General features: G+C 41.3%; 14 protein-coding genes and 4 tRNA genes. 7 read left to right on the top strand and 11 right to left on the bottom strand.

Annotated features, from left to right (window positions below):
• The first annotated feature begins 36 nt into the window (after window positions 1-36).
• Together aat and DABAL43B_RS02475 are read left to right on the top strand one after the other, a co-directional pair.
• A complete protein-coding gene (aat, locus tag DABAL43B_RS02480; protein WP_413771838.1) occupies window positions 37-768 on the top strand; it encodes a leucyl/phenylalanyl-tRNA--protein transferase in 732 nt (243 codons plus the stop codon).
• 94 nt (window positions 769-862) lie between these two features.
• Complete coding sequence (locus tag DABAL43B_RS02475) at window positions 863-1297, top strand: MerR family transcriptional regulator (RefSeq protein WP_079690920.1); 435 nt, start codon at window positions 863-865, stop codon at window positions 1295-1297.
• Between the two features lie 66 nt (window positions 1298-1363).
• Here DABAL43B_RS02475 and rimI read toward each other — a convergent pair whose 3' ends face one another.
• From rimI to DABAL43B_RS02425, 10 genes are all read right to left on the bottom strand, one after another.
• Complete coding sequence (rimI, locus tag DABAL43B_RS02470) at window positions 1364-1840, bottom strand: ribosomal protein S18-alanine N-acetyltransferase (protein ID WP_079690919.1); 477 nt, start codon at window positions 1838-1840, stop codon at window positions 1364-1366.
• Window positions 1841-2020: 180 nt separating this feature from the next.
• Window positions 2021-3211, bottom strand: a complete 1191-nt coding sequence (gene tuf, locus DABAL43B_RS02465) for an elongation factor Tu (protein ID WP_079690918.1) — start codon at window positions 3209-3211, stop codon at window positions 2021-2023.
• 505 nt (window positions 3212-3716) lie between these two features.
• A tRNA-Thr gene (locus tag DABAL43B_RS02460) sits at window positions 3717-3791 on the bottom strand.
• A 105-nt stretch (window positions 3792-3896) separates the two neighbouring features.
• Window positions 3897-3970, bottom strand: a tRNA-Gly gene (locus DABAL43B_RS02455).
• A gap of 85 nt (window positions 3971-4055) precedes the next feature.
• A tRNA-Tyr gene (locus DABAL43B_RS02450) sits at window positions 4056-4139 on the bottom strand.
• A 65-nt stretch (window positions 4140-4204) separates the two neighbouring features.
• Window positions 4205-4280 (bottom strand) — tRNA-Thr (locus DABAL43B_RS02445).
• 541 nt (window positions 4281-4821) lie between these two features.
• A complete protein-coding gene (locus DABAL43B_RS02440) occupies window positions 4822-5967 on the bottom strand; it encodes an FHA domain-containing protein (protein ID WP_079690917.1) in 1146 nt (381 codons plus the stop codon).
• Window positions 5968-6049: 82 nt separating this feature from the next.
• On the bottom strand, window positions 6050-6904 hold the full coding sequence (locus tag DABAL43B_RS02435; protein ID WP_079690916.1) for an RsiV family protein: 855 nt from the start codon (window positions 6902-6904) through the stop codon (window positions 6050-6052).
• A gap of 209 nt (window positions 6905-7113) precedes the next feature.
• Window positions 7114-8709 carry a peptide chain release factor 3 gene (locus DABAL43B_RS02430; protein WP_079690915.1) on the bottom strand — a complete coding sequence of 532 codons (1596 nt, stop codon included), beginning with the start codon at window positions 8707-8709 and terminating at the stop codon, window positions 7114-7116.
• Between the two features lie 159 nt (window positions 8710-8868).
• On the bottom strand, window positions 8869-9762 hold the full coding sequence (locus DABAL43B_RS02425) for a hypothetical protein (protein ID WP_079690914.1): 894 nt from the start codon (window positions 9760-9762) through the stop codon (window positions 8869-8871).
• 288 nt (window positions 9763-10050) lie between these two features.
• On the opposite strand from DABAL43B_RS02425, the gene DABAL43B_RS02420 reads away from it, so the two are divergent.
• The 5 genes from DABAL43B_RS02420 to DABAL43B_RS02400 all read left to right on the top strand — a co-directional run bounded on the left by DABAL43B_RS02420 (window position 10051) and on the right by DABAL43B_RS02400 (window position 16002).
• Window positions 10051-10464, top strand: a complete 414-nt coding sequence (locus tag DABAL43B_RS02420) for an Ohr family peroxiredoxin (RefSeq protein ID WP_079690913.1) — start codon at window positions 10051-10053, stop codon at window positions 10462-10464.
• A 215-nt stretch (window positions 10465-10679) separates the two neighbouring features.
• Complete coding sequence (gene polA, locus DABAL43B_RS02415; RefSeq protein WP_413771825.1) at window positions 10680-13670, top strand: DNA polymerase I; 2991 nt, start codon at window positions 10680-10682, stop codon at window positions 13668-13670.
• A 181-nt stretch (window positions 13671-13851) separates the two neighbouring features.
• Window positions 13852-14379 (top strand): hypothetical protein, encoded by a 528-nt coding sequence (locus DABAL43B_RS02410; protein ID WP_079690912.1) that lies wholly within the window; start codon window positions 13852-13854, stop codon window positions 14377-14379.
• Window positions 14380-14594: 215 nt separating this feature from the next.
• On the top strand, window positions 14595-15383 hold the full coding sequence (locus DABAL43B_RS02405; RefSeq protein ID WP_079690911.1) for an SDR family NAD(P)-dependent oxidoreductase: 789 nt from the start codon (window positions 14595-14597) through the stop codon (window positions 15381-15383).
• 280 nt (window positions 15384-15663) lie between these two features.
• Window positions 15664-16002, top strand: a complete 339-nt coding sequence (locus DABAL43B_RS02400) for a hypothetical protein (RefSeq protein ID WP_079690910.1) — start codon at window positions 15664-15666, stop codon at window positions 16000-16002.
• A gap of 94 nt (window positions 16003-16096) precedes the next feature.
• On the opposite strand, the gene hemH is transcribed toward DABAL43B_RS02400, so the two are convergent.
• A complete protein-coding gene (gene hemH / locus DABAL43B_RS02395; RefSeq protein ID WP_079690909.1) occupies window positions 16097-17116 on the bottom strand; it encodes a ferrochelatase in 1020 nt (339 codons plus the stop codon).
• Between the last annotated feature and the right edge of the window lie 151 nt (window positions 17117-17267).

The raw sequence follows: 17267 nt of genomic DNA, 5'->3' as shown, positions 1-17267 counted from the left end.
AGAAGTCTTGGGCGTTATGACTTCCCAGATCCTGCTATGGTGGATCCTGATGGCATAGGTATTGTGGCTATTGGGGGGGATTTGGCACCTGAAACCCTGATTTCTGCTTACGCGCAAGGGTTATTTCCGTGGTTCAATGAAGACGAACCCATTGCTTGGTGGTGTCCTGAGTCACGATGTGTGATGGTGCCAGCTGACTATCAACCGAGCAAATCACTACACAAACAAGCGAACCGTGAGCGTTGGCAATTAACCCTTAATCACGCTTTTGATGAGGTCATACACGCTTGTAGTTTACCGCGTAGTAATGGCGTCAATGACGATCTTAATGAAAGTCAGCCTGAGGGCGAACATACTTGGATTCATAATGAAATGATTGAAGCTTATACTGAGCTGCACGCTCAAGGTTTTGCCCATAGCATTGAGGTTTGGGATGATAAAGGACAGCTGATTGGAGGCTTATATGGCTTAAAAATAGGCAGTATTTACTTTGGCGAGTCGATGTTTCATCGTGCCTCCAATGCATCAAAACTGGCATTTTGGGGCTTAATGCGCTTGTGTGATCAGAGTCATGTAGCGCTCGTCGATTGCCAATTACCCAATGAGCACCTGATGAGTTTAGGCGCAACTACCTTACCGCGCGCGAAATTCTTAATCCAATTAGATTCTTTAATAGCTAATGGTTCAAGCAGATGGCTCAAAGATTCTCATAAACCTTTACCAGTATCGCTACTTCATACCTTAAATCCATGGCAATTAAGTGTCTAAACTGACTGGATAAACATCATTATTATCGTTAAGTATCATCCACAATCACTATCTATATAATCAGCCACTTACACCTTATAACCATGAGTTTATTATGGCACCTGATACATCATTTTTATTAATAGGAAAGCTGGCGTCAAAAGCCAATACCACCAAAGATACAATTCGTCACTATGACCAATTGGGGCTGCTGAAATCCCGTAAACGTCAGGCAGGTTCACGGCTATATACTGAGTTTCACCCAGAATGTGTTGAGCGTATCGAATTAATCAAAAGCGCGCAAGCTATTGGCTTTACGCTGACTGAAATAAAAGATAGCCTCAACGATTATTACGATGGGCAGCTCGATATTGACTTACAGTTGACCCTTACCCAGCAAAAACTGACTCAAATCAGAAAACAACAAGCTACCATCAGTTTGATGATAGAGATGTTGACCGAACGCATTGATATTCTCGAACATATGAAAGCAGACAGTGAATACAAGCTTGATATTGAAGTCTGTAAAAAGCAAACACCCTCACTCTGATAATAAAAAATCCGACTAATATAGTATTTTTATTTTAATAAATTCGCTCAATGGTATTTGACGCCATTAACGGTAAATACGCTGCATGATTAAAGCATCTATCGCTGGCTGATGAGGTAATTGATAATAGCCCTTACGTCTATGAATCACCGCAAATTCTTGCTGTTCATATAATCCTATCGCAGGAGTATTATCTGCTCGCACCTCTAACAAAAGACTCTCTACCTGATTGACCTTCAATTCTTCATTTAGCCTAGCAAAAATTTGTGAAGCAATGCCTTGACGCTGATAGTCAGGATGAGTGCCAATACGTAAAATTTCTGCTTGCTCAAACAATACTTGATATAAGCAATAGCCAATCACTTCGTTTTTAGAAGTATGAATAACGACCATTAGACTGATACTATCTTGTTTGAGCAGATCGTTAAGTGTTTGATAAGTCCATGGCTCTTGCAACTGGACAACCGCTTCGATAGCAGCGACATTTTTAATCGTTGCCATGCTTTCATCTAGGTCGGTTGTTAGTATTTCTATATTGAACATCAGCTCTCTTCTGTCTTTTTTTAAATTAAGATTGTTTTGCCTTCAGCTATAAACACTATAATCACAACCCTTTACTTTAGCTACAAACACCCACAAAAAAGCCGCTCTCAATAAAGAGAGCGGCTTTTAACTAACTACTTAACATAAACTAAGCATCAGATTGCTCTGATGTTTCAAATCTTAGTTCAATACAGTAGCAACAACACCAGCGCCTACCGTACGGCCGCCTTCACGAATTGCAAAGCGAAGACCTTTGTCCATAGCGATTGGGTGGATAAGCTCTACGCCCATCTCAACGTTATCACCAGGCATTACCATTTCAGTACCGTCTTGTAATTGGATTGCGCCAGTTACGTCAGTGGTACGGAAGTAGAACTGTGGACGATAGCCGTTTAGGAATGGTGTGTGACGACCACCCTCTTCTTTTGACAATACATATACTTCAGCGTCAAACTTGGTATGAGGAGTGATAGAACCTGGCTTAGCAAGTACTTGGCCACGTTGTACGTCTTCACGCTTAGTACCACGTAGTAGTACGCCACAGTTTTCGCCTGCACGACCTTCGTCAAGCAGTTTACGGAACATCTCTACACCAGTACAGGTGGTTTTCTGCGTGTCACGGATACCGACGATTTCGATTTCGTCGCCAACGCGTACGATACCTGATTCAACACGGCCAGTTACAACAGTACCACGACCTGAGATTGAGAATACGTCTTCGATTGGCATTAGGAATGCTTTGTCGATGTCACGCTCTGGCTCTGGGATGTAGGTGTCTAGGATATTTAGTAGTTCTACGACCGCTGGTTGGCCGTATTTTTCTTGTGAACCTTTAAGGGCTTCAGTAGCTGAGCCTTTAACGATTGGGGTGTCATCACCTGGGAAGTCATAGTCGCTTAATAATTCACGAACTTCCATTTCTACTAGCTCAAGCAATTCTTCGTCATCAACCATGTCACATTTGTTCATGAACACGACGATGTACGGTACGCCAACCTGACGTGAAAGCAGGATGTGCTCACGGGTTTGTGGCATTGGGCCGTCAGTGGCTGATACAACTAGAATAGCACCATCCATTTGCGCCGCACCAGTGATCATGTTTTTAACATAATCGGCGTGACCTGGGCAATCGACGTGAGCATAATGACGTGTTGGCGTGTCATATTCTACGTGTGAGGTGTTGATGGTGATGCCACGTGCTTTTTCTTCTGGTGCACTGTCAATTGCTGCGTAGTCTTTGGCTTCGCCACCAGAGGTGATTGCAGCTACAGTTGCGATAGCAGCGGTAAGGGTTGTTTTACCGTGGTCAACGTGTCCGATGGTACCGACGTTAACGTGTGGTTTTACGCGTTCAAACTTGGCCTTTGCCATGGGTATTTCCTCTTTTTTTGGTGAATATTTATCAATCAAAGATTGGTAAATAACTGTTTGACGGCTTCTGATGTATGACCATCAAACCGTTGACACTATGTTTATTCTATATAGCTAACAAAATTTAGGTTTTAACGATAAAACTTGTTAACTAAAAATCTATGATAGCGCTGATATCTTATGTATAACTTCCATACGTCTGGATACTAAGCCTATAAATAAGGGCATTATACGTGCTTTTCAATCTATTGAATACCACAGGCTAATATATAGCAGCGCTGTTGCACAACTTTATCTCGCTGTACTTTGTTCATATCTTAAAAAGATAAACAAGTGTAGCATTTACTAATAAACTGACAGCACGAAAAGGCAACACCTCAGTGTCACCCTCAAATCATTATTTGCCACACTGTATTTATAATTTTTCAATATTTTATAATTTCGATATCGACGCAAGGCTCTGTGTGAAAGTAGCAAAGCAAATATAAAAGCCTGTAACAATAAATGGAGCTCATATTGAGAATTGAACTCAAGACCTCTCCCTTACCAAGGGAGTGCTCTACCGCTGAGCTATATGAGCGTATTCTAGCCAACCAGTAAGTTGCACTAAAAAAAATATCACGATACAGCGATAATAACTGACTGTCGTGATGAATTATTGATAATTTTTGCGATGGTGCATATATGGAGCGGGTGGCGGGAATCGAACCCGCGTCATTAGCTTGGAAGGCTAAGGTGTTACCATTATACCACACCCGCATTTACTCTTATCGGCATTGACTTTATATAAAGTCGTTAAAGATATAGAGTATGCTTGGCGCTAAGACAAACTTTAGAAAAAATATGGTGGTGGGAGAAGGATTCGAACCTTCGAAGCTTTCGCGACAGATTTACAGTCTGTTGGGTTTGACCGCTCCCCAATCCCACCTAGATTGCTTGATATAAAATAACTTTAATTTAAAGTAAATTCATAAAAAGCTACTTTGAAAGAGATGGTGCCGACTGCCGGGATCGAACTGGCGACCTACTGATTACAAGTCAGTTGCTCTACCAACTGAGCTAAGTCGGCTTGTTCTCTCAAAGTGGTGGCTATTCTATCAAATATATTGGCAGACGCAAGCCCTTTTTTGCTTTTTTTGCTTTTATTTTCATAAAAAAACTCAAGCAATTGATTATAATAGAGTTTTTATTATCGTTAAATAACTAATTTTATAACTCTTTATTAAACCATCTACTTTGTCAGCCAAAAATATAAGCACTGGCTTCTTTTTGACTTACCATCTATCGGTTAATTCTCAAAATAATTATGTAAACTTACCAACTATTAATGCTTATAAGTTATGACAGATTTAGTGAATACAGATGAAACTTACTCATCATATGCTGCAATAGTCTATACCCAATAAAATAGATACGTTGTTTTATGACGCTAGACTGGAATGAATTTCTCTTGCTTGCTGTGCCTACGTAGACAGAGGCTGAAAAAAAACCATCCCAGTCCCGCTATACCGCTTTGACATTGAACTGACTATAAGGTATTAAAGTGAGGTGACGATCACTTTTATCATTGAGCAGTACATGATTAATATTGTCTTACTATCAAATATTGCCTATACCATACCCGTATTAAATAACCATAACGCTAAGCCGATAATAATAATGGCAAGGAAAACCCATATAAACCAACCACCGCTAGGCTTTTTCTCGACCGAACCTGCATTAGCAGGATTGCTAATGGCTTGATCCATGGCATTGTTGCCTGTCGTACCGAGATCACGAGACTGGCCTAGATTAGCAGTGCCTGAAAACTGTCCTGTGGCTGCCTGTTTCGCGCGTAGAATATCGGGATCAGCTTCTTCTTGCAGGGCAGTTGTGGTGGTTTTGTCATGCTCTGCCTGAGCTACTGCTTCTTCATGTAAAGTTGGTTCTTCATATGAGATTAGTTCTTCGCGTACTGCTGATTCTTCAGATAACACTGGCTGCGTGACGGGTAGCTCGTTATTAACAGAGGCTGTCGATGATGTCGGTGCAGCCTCTAGAGCTGTCAGCGCTTCCTGCTCAGCGGCTACACTAGATTTGTCAGGTATTGTGGTAATAGCGGGAGCCGTTTCAACCGGTGCAGGTTGCAAATTATTTGTAGCTGATAAGACATCAGCAATTCCTGTTTCTTTAACGACTGGCTCGTCTATCTTAGCCAGACTGTTAGCTGGTTTTGCGTCTTGCACAGCTGTAATAGAGGTAGCTTCTAAATTATCACTATTAGGTAATATCTCTTTGACCATGGTTTCTTTAATAATAGTTTCTTTGATAAGGTTTTCTTTAACAACCGGCTCTACTTCAACAATAGGCGTGATTTCAGTATCAGGACTCAACATCAAAGTTGGTTTATCTGCAACTACTTCCTCATTGTCCATAGCAGCCAATGGCGCAGTTACTTGAAAACTAAAGCTTGCAAATCCAAGTGTATCATTCGCCTTAAGGTATTTAGATTCATTGGTTTCAATACGTTCATCATTGATAAATGTACCGTTCGATGAGTTCAAATCCTTTACATACAACTTACCGTTTAAGACGCTCAACACGGCATGATTACGTGATATCTGCTTGCTACCAAGCACCACATCATTATCGTTACCTCGTCCAACAGATAGACTGTCAGTTATCGTCAATGTCAGGTCACCGAGTGCCTCTGTTAACGCCTTAAGCTGCCACGTGTCTGTTGTTGCCGCATTCACATTATCTGTATGGTTCGTCATACTATGACTCCTTGTTTTTTATCAAATACCCAATGGCTAATGTTAAATTATTGTCGTAAATATTATGCAGATATAATCTTCATTATTTAGGAATAAAGTTAGGTTTTATAATCCCGCCAAGCTTATTATAAGGAATGCTCAGCACTGGCATCCCATAAGCATATGGGCCAATAGAATAGTGCTGATAACGAATATCGATCCCTTTATCCGTCAATGTCACGTTATCGCTCAGGGTAAACGGCCAGTTTTTCTCATAACTACTAACGTCTTCATCGACTGTTTTCACCCAGTCTTTGTAAGCATTATAGGCCAGCGCTTTGAATCGTGTTTTTTTACCACTCTGCAACATATCTGCTAACTGGATTTGTTTTTTAGTCTTTTGGTCAAACACCAAATATTCACTATAAGGCATCCCATGAGCGCCACCGGTAAAGACGTAGGAATTTATCTCAAACATCTCAAAATCATTGACGTGACCTAAGTATTCAGGCGTCACCATCAAATTATAAACAAACACGCTATCTGCAGGTAAATCAGCGAACTGTGAGGCAACAAAACTATCGATGGCACTTTTGACGTCTGCTTGATTGCTTTTAGTAGTGATAGGTGCTGACTCAGTAGGCTTGCTATTAACGACTAGATTATTAATGCGCTCGTTAGTGATATCGTTTATCCAACTATGATTAGTCTTGAGATATTTGACTTCAATCTCTGGGCATTTATCACGCTGAAGGCAAGCTTCCTGTATCTTTTTTGGTAGTTCATAATCCAGATAATCAGTGCTGCTAATAAGGCTACCAGCATGCGCTGACAAGCTTAATGCGCTAAATAGCACCCCACTACCTAACACGCCCATTAGACGCAGCCAGCCAGTCTTTAGCGCTAACGGTTGGGCTGCTGCTAACTTATTAGTATGAAGTTGGGTTGCAGATTTCATATAGCCTCTTTGATATGTATACATATAAGGTTTATTGACATTTTACCGTAACCACGGTCCTGTATTGTAGGAACACTGTTTGTGTTTTCGAGTGATTAATATTTATTACAAAGTAGTAATGTGTTCTTTAAATAAATCATAAGCAATAAAAAAGACACGATAGGCGTGTCTTTTAAAATTAAACATAAAGAGTGATTAGCGCGCTGATTTTAGTGTTCGCGAGTATTGCTAAAGGTGACTTCTGGATAGCGATCTTGCATCAGCTGCAAGTTGACTCGTGATGGCGCAAGATACGTCAAGTAACCACCGCCATCTAAAGATAATTGGTCATGGGCTTTACGCTTAAATTTAGCCAACGCCACTTCATCATCGCAATGAATCCAGCGTACGGTCGCAATCGATACCGGCTCAAAGATACATTGGACTTTGTACTCTTCTTTGAGACGATGGGCAACCACTTCAAACTGTAGCACACCCACAGCGCCCAAGATTAAATCATTGTTAATCTGTGGCATAAAGACCTGAGTTGCACCCTCTTCACTCAACTGCTGTAGACCTTTTTGCAAGGCTTTTGACTTGAGGGGATCTTTTAGTATCACACGACGGAATAATTCAGGGGCAAAATGTGGAATGCCGGTGAAATTCAGCTCTTCGCCCTCAGTGAAACTATCACCGATAGAAATCGTGCCATGGTTATGGAGGCCGATGATATCACCTGGATACGCTTCTTCTAGCGTTTCACGGTCACCTGCCAAAAAGGTCAAGGCATCGGCAATACGCACCTCTTTACCCAAACGCACATGCTTCATCTTCATGCCTTTTTCGTACTTGCCTGAGCAGACACGTAAGAAAGCAATGCGGTCACGGTGACGCGGATCCATATTGGCCTGAATCTTAAAGACAAAGCCACTAAAACTTGTCTCTGTTGCTGCCACTTCACGCTCAGTAGTCGGATGCGCTTTTGGTGGTGGTGAGTATTTTACCAGCGTATCAAGTACCATATTGACACCGAAGTTACCGAGTGCCGTACCGAATAATACTGGCGTCATCTCGCCAGCTAAAAACGCTTCCACACTAAAGTCCTCTAACGCCATTTGTACCAGCTCAAGAGACTCCTCAAATGAATTAAACATCAGCGCGCCCAAGCGTTCTCGGATATCAGGATAGTCATAACCTTCGCGAGTCTCAGCCACAGTAATTTCACCGCCATGACCTTTTTCATAGAGGTAAGTTTTATTCTCAGTTAAATGATAAACGCCGACGAAATCTTGACCCATACCAATCGGCCACGTTAGCGGAATGCATTTAATTTTCAAAACCGTTTCGATTTCACTGAGTAACTCAAGTGGCTCACGAATCTGGCGATCAAGCTTATTGACAAAGGAAATGATGGGTGTGTCGCGCATCCGGCAAACTTCCATCAGCTTGATGGTACGTTCTTCAACGCCTTTTGCGCCGTCAACCATCATTAGCGCACTGTCTACTGCGGTCAACGTACGATAAGTATCTTCACTAAAGTCGGCGTGACCAGGGGTATCAAGTAAGTTGACCATGTACTCTTGGTAGGGAAACTGCATGACCGAGGTGGTAATAGAAATACCACGCTCTTGCTCCATGCTCATCCAATCTGACGTCGCATGACGGTCGGTTTTGCGACCTTTTACCTCGCCAGTTACTTGAATGGCTTGACCCCATAGCAGCAGCTTTTCGGTCATGGTAGTCTTACCCGCATCGGGATGCGAGATAATGGCAAAGGTGCGGCGTTTGGCAACTTCTTTATTTAATTTCTTTGGATCTACGCTCATAATTTTCGGCTTCGACGGTTGTGTCATTTAGAAGTCAATCTAAATAAATAGAGTAAACAATGGGCGTATTGTAGCGGATTTAACGTTAGGATGCAGAATTAGCGCATAAAAAAAACACTCCCTACTGGTTAAATAGAGAGTGTTTAATATTTTTTGAATTTAATAATAACGTTTGATTTGATCTGCTAAAAAGTCCGCGGCGATATCATTGACTATTGTACAGTCAATCACTCCTGTTACATCATTTTGATTCGGTGGGCTTTGGTTTTTACCCACAAAGTCGGCATTATAAATGACCTTATTATATTCAACCCCATTATAAAGATAGCTAGGTTCATTATTGGTGGCAAAAAACTCGACTTGCGAAGCTTGTTGGTTATTACCTGCACCGATATTGAGCAAGGTTGTTTTAGAAGCACGATTATCACCAAACTGTTTTTCTGCTGCTTCCGTCCATTTATCTAATGTCAAATATCCAGTTCGCTTATTTTGACTAAAGCTAAAGAAAGAACGGTCTGTAGACGCTACAGGAACATAACATACCGAACCTGAAGGAAAAGTAGCGTTAGACGGAATAGCGGTATAATTATTCAAATCCGTCAGTACGCCTGTGCTTTTATTATTACGGTCGCCGCGACGATAGCTGTTTGCGCTTTTGCCTGATAAATTCAGCGTTTTATAATTAGTTTCATAGTTAAACTGGTTGTTGCTATTTTTCTCATAGATAGGACGCTTAACAATACGACCATTCACTTCGATATTTTTATCTTCAAGCGTTCCTTCAAATTTATCTGATAGGACTACTGAAACGTCTAAATCATCTAGATTTTGATTATAACTGCCTATGATATTGGTCTTTTTAACATCACGTGCGCCTGTGCGATAAGTGGTATCGATTCGTGCAATGGCATTTGAGCTGCGTTCAATAGTACTTATTGTCAGCTCATTATTACCGCTACCCGAGCCAAAAATAGCATCCTCACCCTCACCGCAGCCTGTAAGCGCAAACGCCAATAACGAGAGTGCAATAGGTGTCATTATTAATTTATTCATTTTCCGGCGTCCTTCTTAAATACTAGTATCAATAATTATGGTTGTTATAAATCTGATTTTATACGCCTAGTTTACCCTACTGTAACGACGAGTTATAGCAAACTTACTCTTTGGCTTCTGAACTTAGAAGGTGAACTTACAAATTCATAGCATACTTTTACTGCCGCTATATAAAGCTTGCCTGATGCTCTGGTATGCTAGATGGGCTATTTTAAAACTAGCTATAACAAGACTTAAAAAACACGATCTAAAAAATGATGGACAACAATTCATATAAAAGGATAAATCATGGAAACCCTATATTCTACTAAAGCCTCTGTAACTGGCGGCCGTGCAGGTAGCGCTAGCCTTCAAGACAGCGATTTGACGATTAATATGGTTGCACCTGGTTCTGGTAAAGACGGTAATAACCCAGAGCAACTATTCGCTATGGGCTATGCTGCTTGCTTTGATGGTGCACTTGCTGCAGTCAAAGGGGCAGAAAAAGCAAAGTTTGATTCTACTACTGAAGTATCGGTAGATTTAATGAAAGGTGAAGGCCTAGATTTTCAATTAGCCGTTAAAATTCACGTTATTGCTGAAAATACAGAGCTATCTGCTGATGAATTCCAACAATTGGTTGAAAAAGCCAATAAAGTCTGCCCATATTCTAAAGCTACCCACGGTAATGTTGATAGCGAAGTGACCTCAGAAGTAAAATAAGCTCTCACTCTCAGTAATAACAACGACGATATTAATAAACAAAAGAACTCAGCTGGTCTGGGTTCTTTTGTTTATGTGTGGTTAAATTTTAGTTACTTTAACAATAAAAGCTATGAGTATAAGAATATCTAGTAACTTTTAAGCAGTTCAGCACGCGCTGATTTTAGCGTTATAATAAGCACATATTTTTATCTAATAGCTGATAAGTGACTTTTATGACTGACCACATGACCGACCCTAGCTCAGACAATAACCACAACTCCCACCAAGCACTCGATCCTAAAGCGTTGCCTAACTTCGATACCATGCCAAATGTTGCAACCATGGACACCAGTCACGTCGACAAAGACCAGCCACCTTTTATTTTAGTTGATGGCTCTTATTATCTGTTTCGTACTTATCATGCGCTGCCAAAAACCATGCAAAATTCGCAAGGACTGATAACCAACGCCATCCGCGGCACGCTTAATGCGCTGCTAAAGCTGATGCGCCGTTATCATCCGACTCATATGGCGGTTTGCTTTGATACCAAGTCACCGACTTTTCGCCATCATATGTCTGCGGATTATAAAGCTGCCCGTCCACCCATCGATATAGAGCTATTAGAGCAAATTCCTTATATCCATCGTTTGGTGACCGCGTTGGGTATTCCACTGTTACGCATTGAAGGGGCGGAAGCCGATGATATCATCGGTACGCTTGCTCACCGTGCGGTCGAGCAAGGTCATCACGTGGTCATCTCAACCGGCGATAAAGATATGATGCAACTGGTCAATGATTGCGTCATATTAGAGGATAGCTTTACAGGCAAAGTAACCGACACCGCAGCGGTCATTGAAAAATTTGGTATTAACCCCAACCAAATGATTGATTTTTTAACCTTGATGGGTGACGCCTCTGACGGTATCAAAGGCGTGCCCGGTATTGGTAAAAAAACGGCGAAAGACTTGCTCGTAGAATATGGTGATATCGCTAATATGTTAAAGCATATTGGCTTTATTAAAGGTCGCGGTGCAAAGGGTTTGATTGAGCACGCCGATGATATCCCGTTCAATGCCAAACTGGCGACCATCGTGACGGACTTAGATATCGGTCAAGATTGGAACGATTTAAAAATCAATACCGACCCTTGTGCCCATATAGATGAATTACGTGAGTTATATAATGAGCTTGAGTTTAGAAATGAGCTGGCTTCTCTCGACCACCCGAACCATCCCGCCAACGCTAATGGGCATGGCTCGCAAAGTGTCGCTGACAGTCAAGCCGATGCCGAATCACAAGCGCAAATCGCTAAATATCTACAATCGACCAAGATTGATGATATCAAAGACAGTAAAAGCCATGATAAAGCCTGGCATACCATTTTAGATGAGCCTGCATTTGACAGTTTGATTCAGTTATTAGAAGCCGCTCCACACTTTGTCATTGACACTGAAACCACCAGCGTTTATTGGCGCGAGGCACAAATCGTCGGTCTATCGTTTGCGGTGCAAGCACATGAGGCTTATTATGTGCCGCTCACGCACAGCTTAGAAGACGATGAACTAACGGCAAAGCAACTTGATCGCGATACAGTATTAGCACGTCTCAAACCAATTTTAGAAAATCCAAATATCGGCAAAATCGGTCAACACTTAAAGTACGATGCGCATATTCTCAGTCACTATGATATCGACTTAGTTGGCGCGATACATGAGCGTCCTAATAATTGGGCAATGGATACCATGCTTGCCAGCTACGTCATCAATGCCGCGATTACCCGTCATGGCATGGACGACTTGGCTCGGCATTATCTACAAACACAAACCATCAGCTTTGAAGATGTGGCTGGCAAAGGTGCTAAGCAAGTCAGTTTTGATAAAGTGGCTATTGATATAGCCAGTGATTATGCTTGCGAAGATGCCGATATCACTTATCAGCTGTTCGATATTTTCAGCGAGAAACTTGCCGATGATGAAAATAATTCTAAGCTGCTGCACGAGCTAGAAATCCCAACGGCTGAAATACTTTGCCAGATGGAAGCTCACGGTATCTTAATCAAACGTTCATTTTTAAATGAGCTGTCTAAACGTTTTGATGAAGAAATTATCGCTTTAGAAAAACGCGCGTATGAAGTTGCTGGCGAGGAATTTAATCTAGGTTCTCCTAAGCAACTTGGCGAGATGCTATTTGAAAAACTAGGCGTTGCTGGTGGCAAAAAAACTAAGTCAGGTCAGTATTCGACTGGCGAAGCGGTATTGTCAAAAATCGATCACCCGTTGGTTGATATCACTCTAGAATATCGTAGCCTATCTAAGCTTAAAAGCACCTATACCGATGCGTTAGATAACGTTGCAGATGCTGAGACTGACCGCGTACATACTAGCTATCATCAAGCGCTGACCAGTACTGGGCGTTTATCTTCAACCGATCCCAATTTACAAAATATTCCGATCCGAACCGCTACTGGGCGTCTGATTCGCCAAGCCTTTATTGCGCCAGCAGGTCGCGTTATTTTAGCAGCGGATTACTCGCAAATTGAGCTGCGTTTGATGGCGCATTTCTCAGGCGATGAAAATCTCACTCATGCATTTAATGAAGGGTTGGATATTCACGCAGCCACTGCTGCTGAAGTGTTAGGGAAAGATGTTGCTGATGTTAGCTCAACTGAGCGTCGTAATGCTAAAGCCATTAACTTTGGTCTGCTATACGGTATGAGCGCCTTTGGGCTTGCTAAGCAGCTGCAAATGAGCCGCGGCGAAGCGCAAGACTATATCGATATGTACTTTGAGCGTTATCCGGGTGTGAAAAACTATATGGTCAATACTCGTGCCAGCGCTTATGAGCAAGGCTATGTCGAGACCATATTGGGTCGTAAGCTTTACACCCCTGATATCAACCACAGCAATCGTATGGTCAAGCAGGGTGCTGAACGGGCGGCGATTAATGCGCCATTACAAGGCTCAGCGGCTGACTTGATTAAGCTGGCGATGATTGCTGTCGATAAAGTATTACCAAAATCTCAGGCAAAAATGCTACTACAAGTCCATGATGAATTGGTATTTGAAGTCGATGCAGATAAGGTTGATGATATTAGCCAATTAATTACTAATGCGATGCAAGATGTCTTGACGACGACAGCCGTCGGAAAAGGCTGGAATGTAGAATTTGCTGTACCACTATTAGTCGAAACAGATAGTGGACAAAACTGGGACGAGGCGCATTAATCCTTAAATTAAATGGTTGTAATACTGCGTAAGATACTTGCCACTCTCAGCGTAAACTAAAGAAACAGTTGCGTATGATAGTTAGCAGTATAATAAATCTGTTTTATTTATATATTATCTTTTAGCTTAAAGTGAGCCATTGTGCTCACTTTTTTTATTTTTAAAATTAGGAGCCTTTATTTTGGCTGTAGACGGTATTATCGAAATCCCCGGCATCATCATATTGATAGCGTGCATATTACGTTGCGCGCAGTATGTCATACAGAGTCAAACCAAACAAAGTCACTATTTTTGGCTGGCATCAGTATTGATATTTTTTGCGGTGATTCGTCGTGAGTTAAACTATTTGCCAGAGCTATTTATTTCAAGTGATTTTTCATTGTTAAATCATTCTTATGACTGGTGGGAAGACGCTATTCTTTTAGTCGTTTATCTGTCTATTATTGGCTTATTAGCTTATACATGGCGTTATCTTTGGGCGGTATTAAAATCCGTGCCAGCCTCTTTATATCTCATCGTAGTGGCCTTAGCAATACTAGAGTATATGGGCGAGAATACTATTATTATTCCTGAAAGCATTGGACAAATAGTAGAAGAAATCGCAGAGACGGGCGTCTATGCTGTTGCATTGGTTTATTTGTGGCGTTTCAAAACCATTGATTTCGAAAGAGATTTATCATATAAGCTATATGCACCATGCAAAGTATAAAAAGCATCAGCAGTGATACAATTCACCTTAGTGCTAAAAGCTTATGTATGATTTGTTATACTAAAAGCTAAATAAAAGAACAATAGTTGGATTTACTATGGGTAATAAATGTATAGTTAATATATGGTTAAAACCATTATTTAATACGACATTTCTATTCAGTCATCATTAATCACTATTAATAACTACTATTAATCACTACTAAGCGAGTCATTATGAATATATTAATTACAGGTGCATCACGCGGTATCGGTTTAGCGACGGCCAAACGACTGGTCGCAAAAGGTCATAGCGTCGGTCTGTTTGATATTGACACGATTGAGCTTGAGCAAGCGATTAATGATAAAGCGTTTAAAAAAGCCCTGAAAGACAATCGTATCGTCCATGGTCATCTTGATGTTACTGATCCTGAAGCGTGGGATACTGCCATTGATCACATGATGGATCATTTTGAGGGCATTGATGTATTGATTAACAATGCGGGCGTCTTGGTGAGTGGCGCGTTGCCCAATACTGATTTGGATAAACAGTTGTCATTGATTGATATCAACTGTAAAGGCGTTCTTATCGGCTGTCACAAGTTAGCCCCTCATTTAGCAGATGCCAAAAACGGTAAAATTATTAACGTCTCATCTGCCTCGGCTATTTATGGTCAATCTGAAGTTGCTCCTTATTCTGCCAGTAAGTTTTTTGTACGGGGTTTGACCGAAGGATTAAATATTGAATACGCTGAGCTGGGTATCAAAGTAATTGACGTCATGCCATTATGGGTAAAATCTGATATGACAAAAGACATTAGTGTCACAAGTATCGATCGTTTGGGTATCAATTTAACCGTCGATGATGTCGCCAAAACCTTATGCAAGCTAAGCGGTAAACCGAATCGTAAGATTTCACGCACCCATTATCCTATTGGCTTTCCAGCTAAAATGCTACACACAGCATCGCAAGTAGCTCCTGACTCATTGATGCGCTTTATCAATAGTAAAATTGGTACTAAATAAATTAGTCGCTAAAAGCTACATAGATAACGTGAGAACATTTAAACGGCTACCAACTTCGGTAGCCGTTTTTTTTATCAGTAGGGCATTATTTCGGCTGCATCGCTTTTTTTTGAGACAACTATAACCTCTTGTAAATTACCGTCTCAAATAAATGCGTCTCTTACATATTTTTACCGTCCTGTGACAGCTTACTACTAGAGGCAATGATGATAACCGTACAAAATAGCCATAAGACGACATTCTAATAAATTTAACACGCATAAAAATTAAGGAATATAGTATGGAACACTCAAAAACTCCACTGCCAGAAGAGATGAACGGTATCGCTAGCCACAAGAGCGCGGATATGGACAGTAATGATCAACTTGTCGATTTAGACAACCCTATGTTACATACTATTGATAATGATGATGTCATTGATAATAGCGCAGGGTTTGACAATTCAGAAGTCGGTACTGATGCCATTCAAGGTCTCACACCGATGCATCGCCAAAATATTGACGAATCACGCATTGATGAGCTACTGGTCGATGATAATTTAGATGACAGCGACTATCCTGATATCGTCGATATCGCAGACAGAGATGCTGCAAAATTGAGTAATGATGATGATTTTTAAAGCCATTATCTTGTAAAAAAATTATTTAGACAAAAAAATACCGAACATGATGTCCGGTATTTTTTAATATTTTATGACTTACTCAGAATAGCATCTACGCCCAACCGTCTAATGTGCCCGCCCAACCTTTTACCAATGGCGCGCTCATGGCTTCTAATAAATCAATGTGTGCTTCGTCTGCGTTCAACGCTGGAATATAATGATATTCTTGCCCGCCAGCATTAATGAAGTTCTCACGGTTCTCAATCGCCAGCTCCTCTAACGTCTCAAGACAGTCTGCTGAAAATGCAGGGCTGAGAATTTGGACGGAGCGCACGCCTGACTTCGCCCACTCATCAAGTATGACATCGGTATAAGGCTTGACCCATTCTTGCTTACCAAAGCGTGATTGGAAGCTAATAATCCATTCATCATCTTTTAGACCAAGCTCGTGAGCGACTTGCGCAGCGGTACACTTACAACGTCTAGGATAAGGATCACCTTTATCCATATAAGGCTGCGGAATACCGTGGAAACTAAACATTAATTTTTCAGGCTTGCCATGTACCGCTTGAAAGCGGCGAATACTATCCGCTAATGCTTTGATATATAAAGGATGGGCGAAGTAGTCTTTGACTATGGTGATATTCGGCAAATTACGCTGTTTAAGCGACCATTTGGTAATCGCATCATATACTGCACCCGTTGAGGTCGCTGAATACTGCGGAAATACAGGTAACATCACAAAATGATCGACCCCTTCGCTACGCAGCTTGTCCATAACATCAGGCAAACCAGGATTACCGTAGCTCATTGCAGAATGAACGGAAACGCGAAATGGCGCAGCACTTTCAGCCAAACGTTTATCTAACATCTCAACTTGAGTATTAAGGATGTTACGCATCGGCGAATCGCCATCCCAAATACTGGCATAGGCTGCTGCTACACGCTTCGGACGACTCGGTAATACAAACAGATTGAGGATAATCGCCCATAATAATTTAGGAATCTCAATCACTCGCGTGTCTGATAAAAACTGACGCAAATATCGACGTACTGCAGGTGCAGTAGGTTCGTCAGGCGTACCTAGATTGATTAATAAGACGGCAATACGTGGGGGCAGTTCAGGTTTCATAGCAGCACTATTTTATGATTAGGTTAATTAAAGAAAATATGAGATAAAAGATTGTTAAGTCAGTGTTAAATTAACGCTCTGTTAGTGTAGCATTTTATCCATTAATAACGCATCGCAAAAGTGCACTTATACAATTTGATACGCAGCTGCA

Source organism: Psychrobacter sp. DAB_AL43B, assembly GCF_900168255.1.
GTDB lineage: Bacteria > Pseudomonadota > Gammaproteobacteria > Pseudomonadales > Moraxellaceae > Psychrobacter.
Note: the sequence above shows the minus strand (reverse complement) of the source record. Positions and strands in the feature narration are given on the sequence as shown.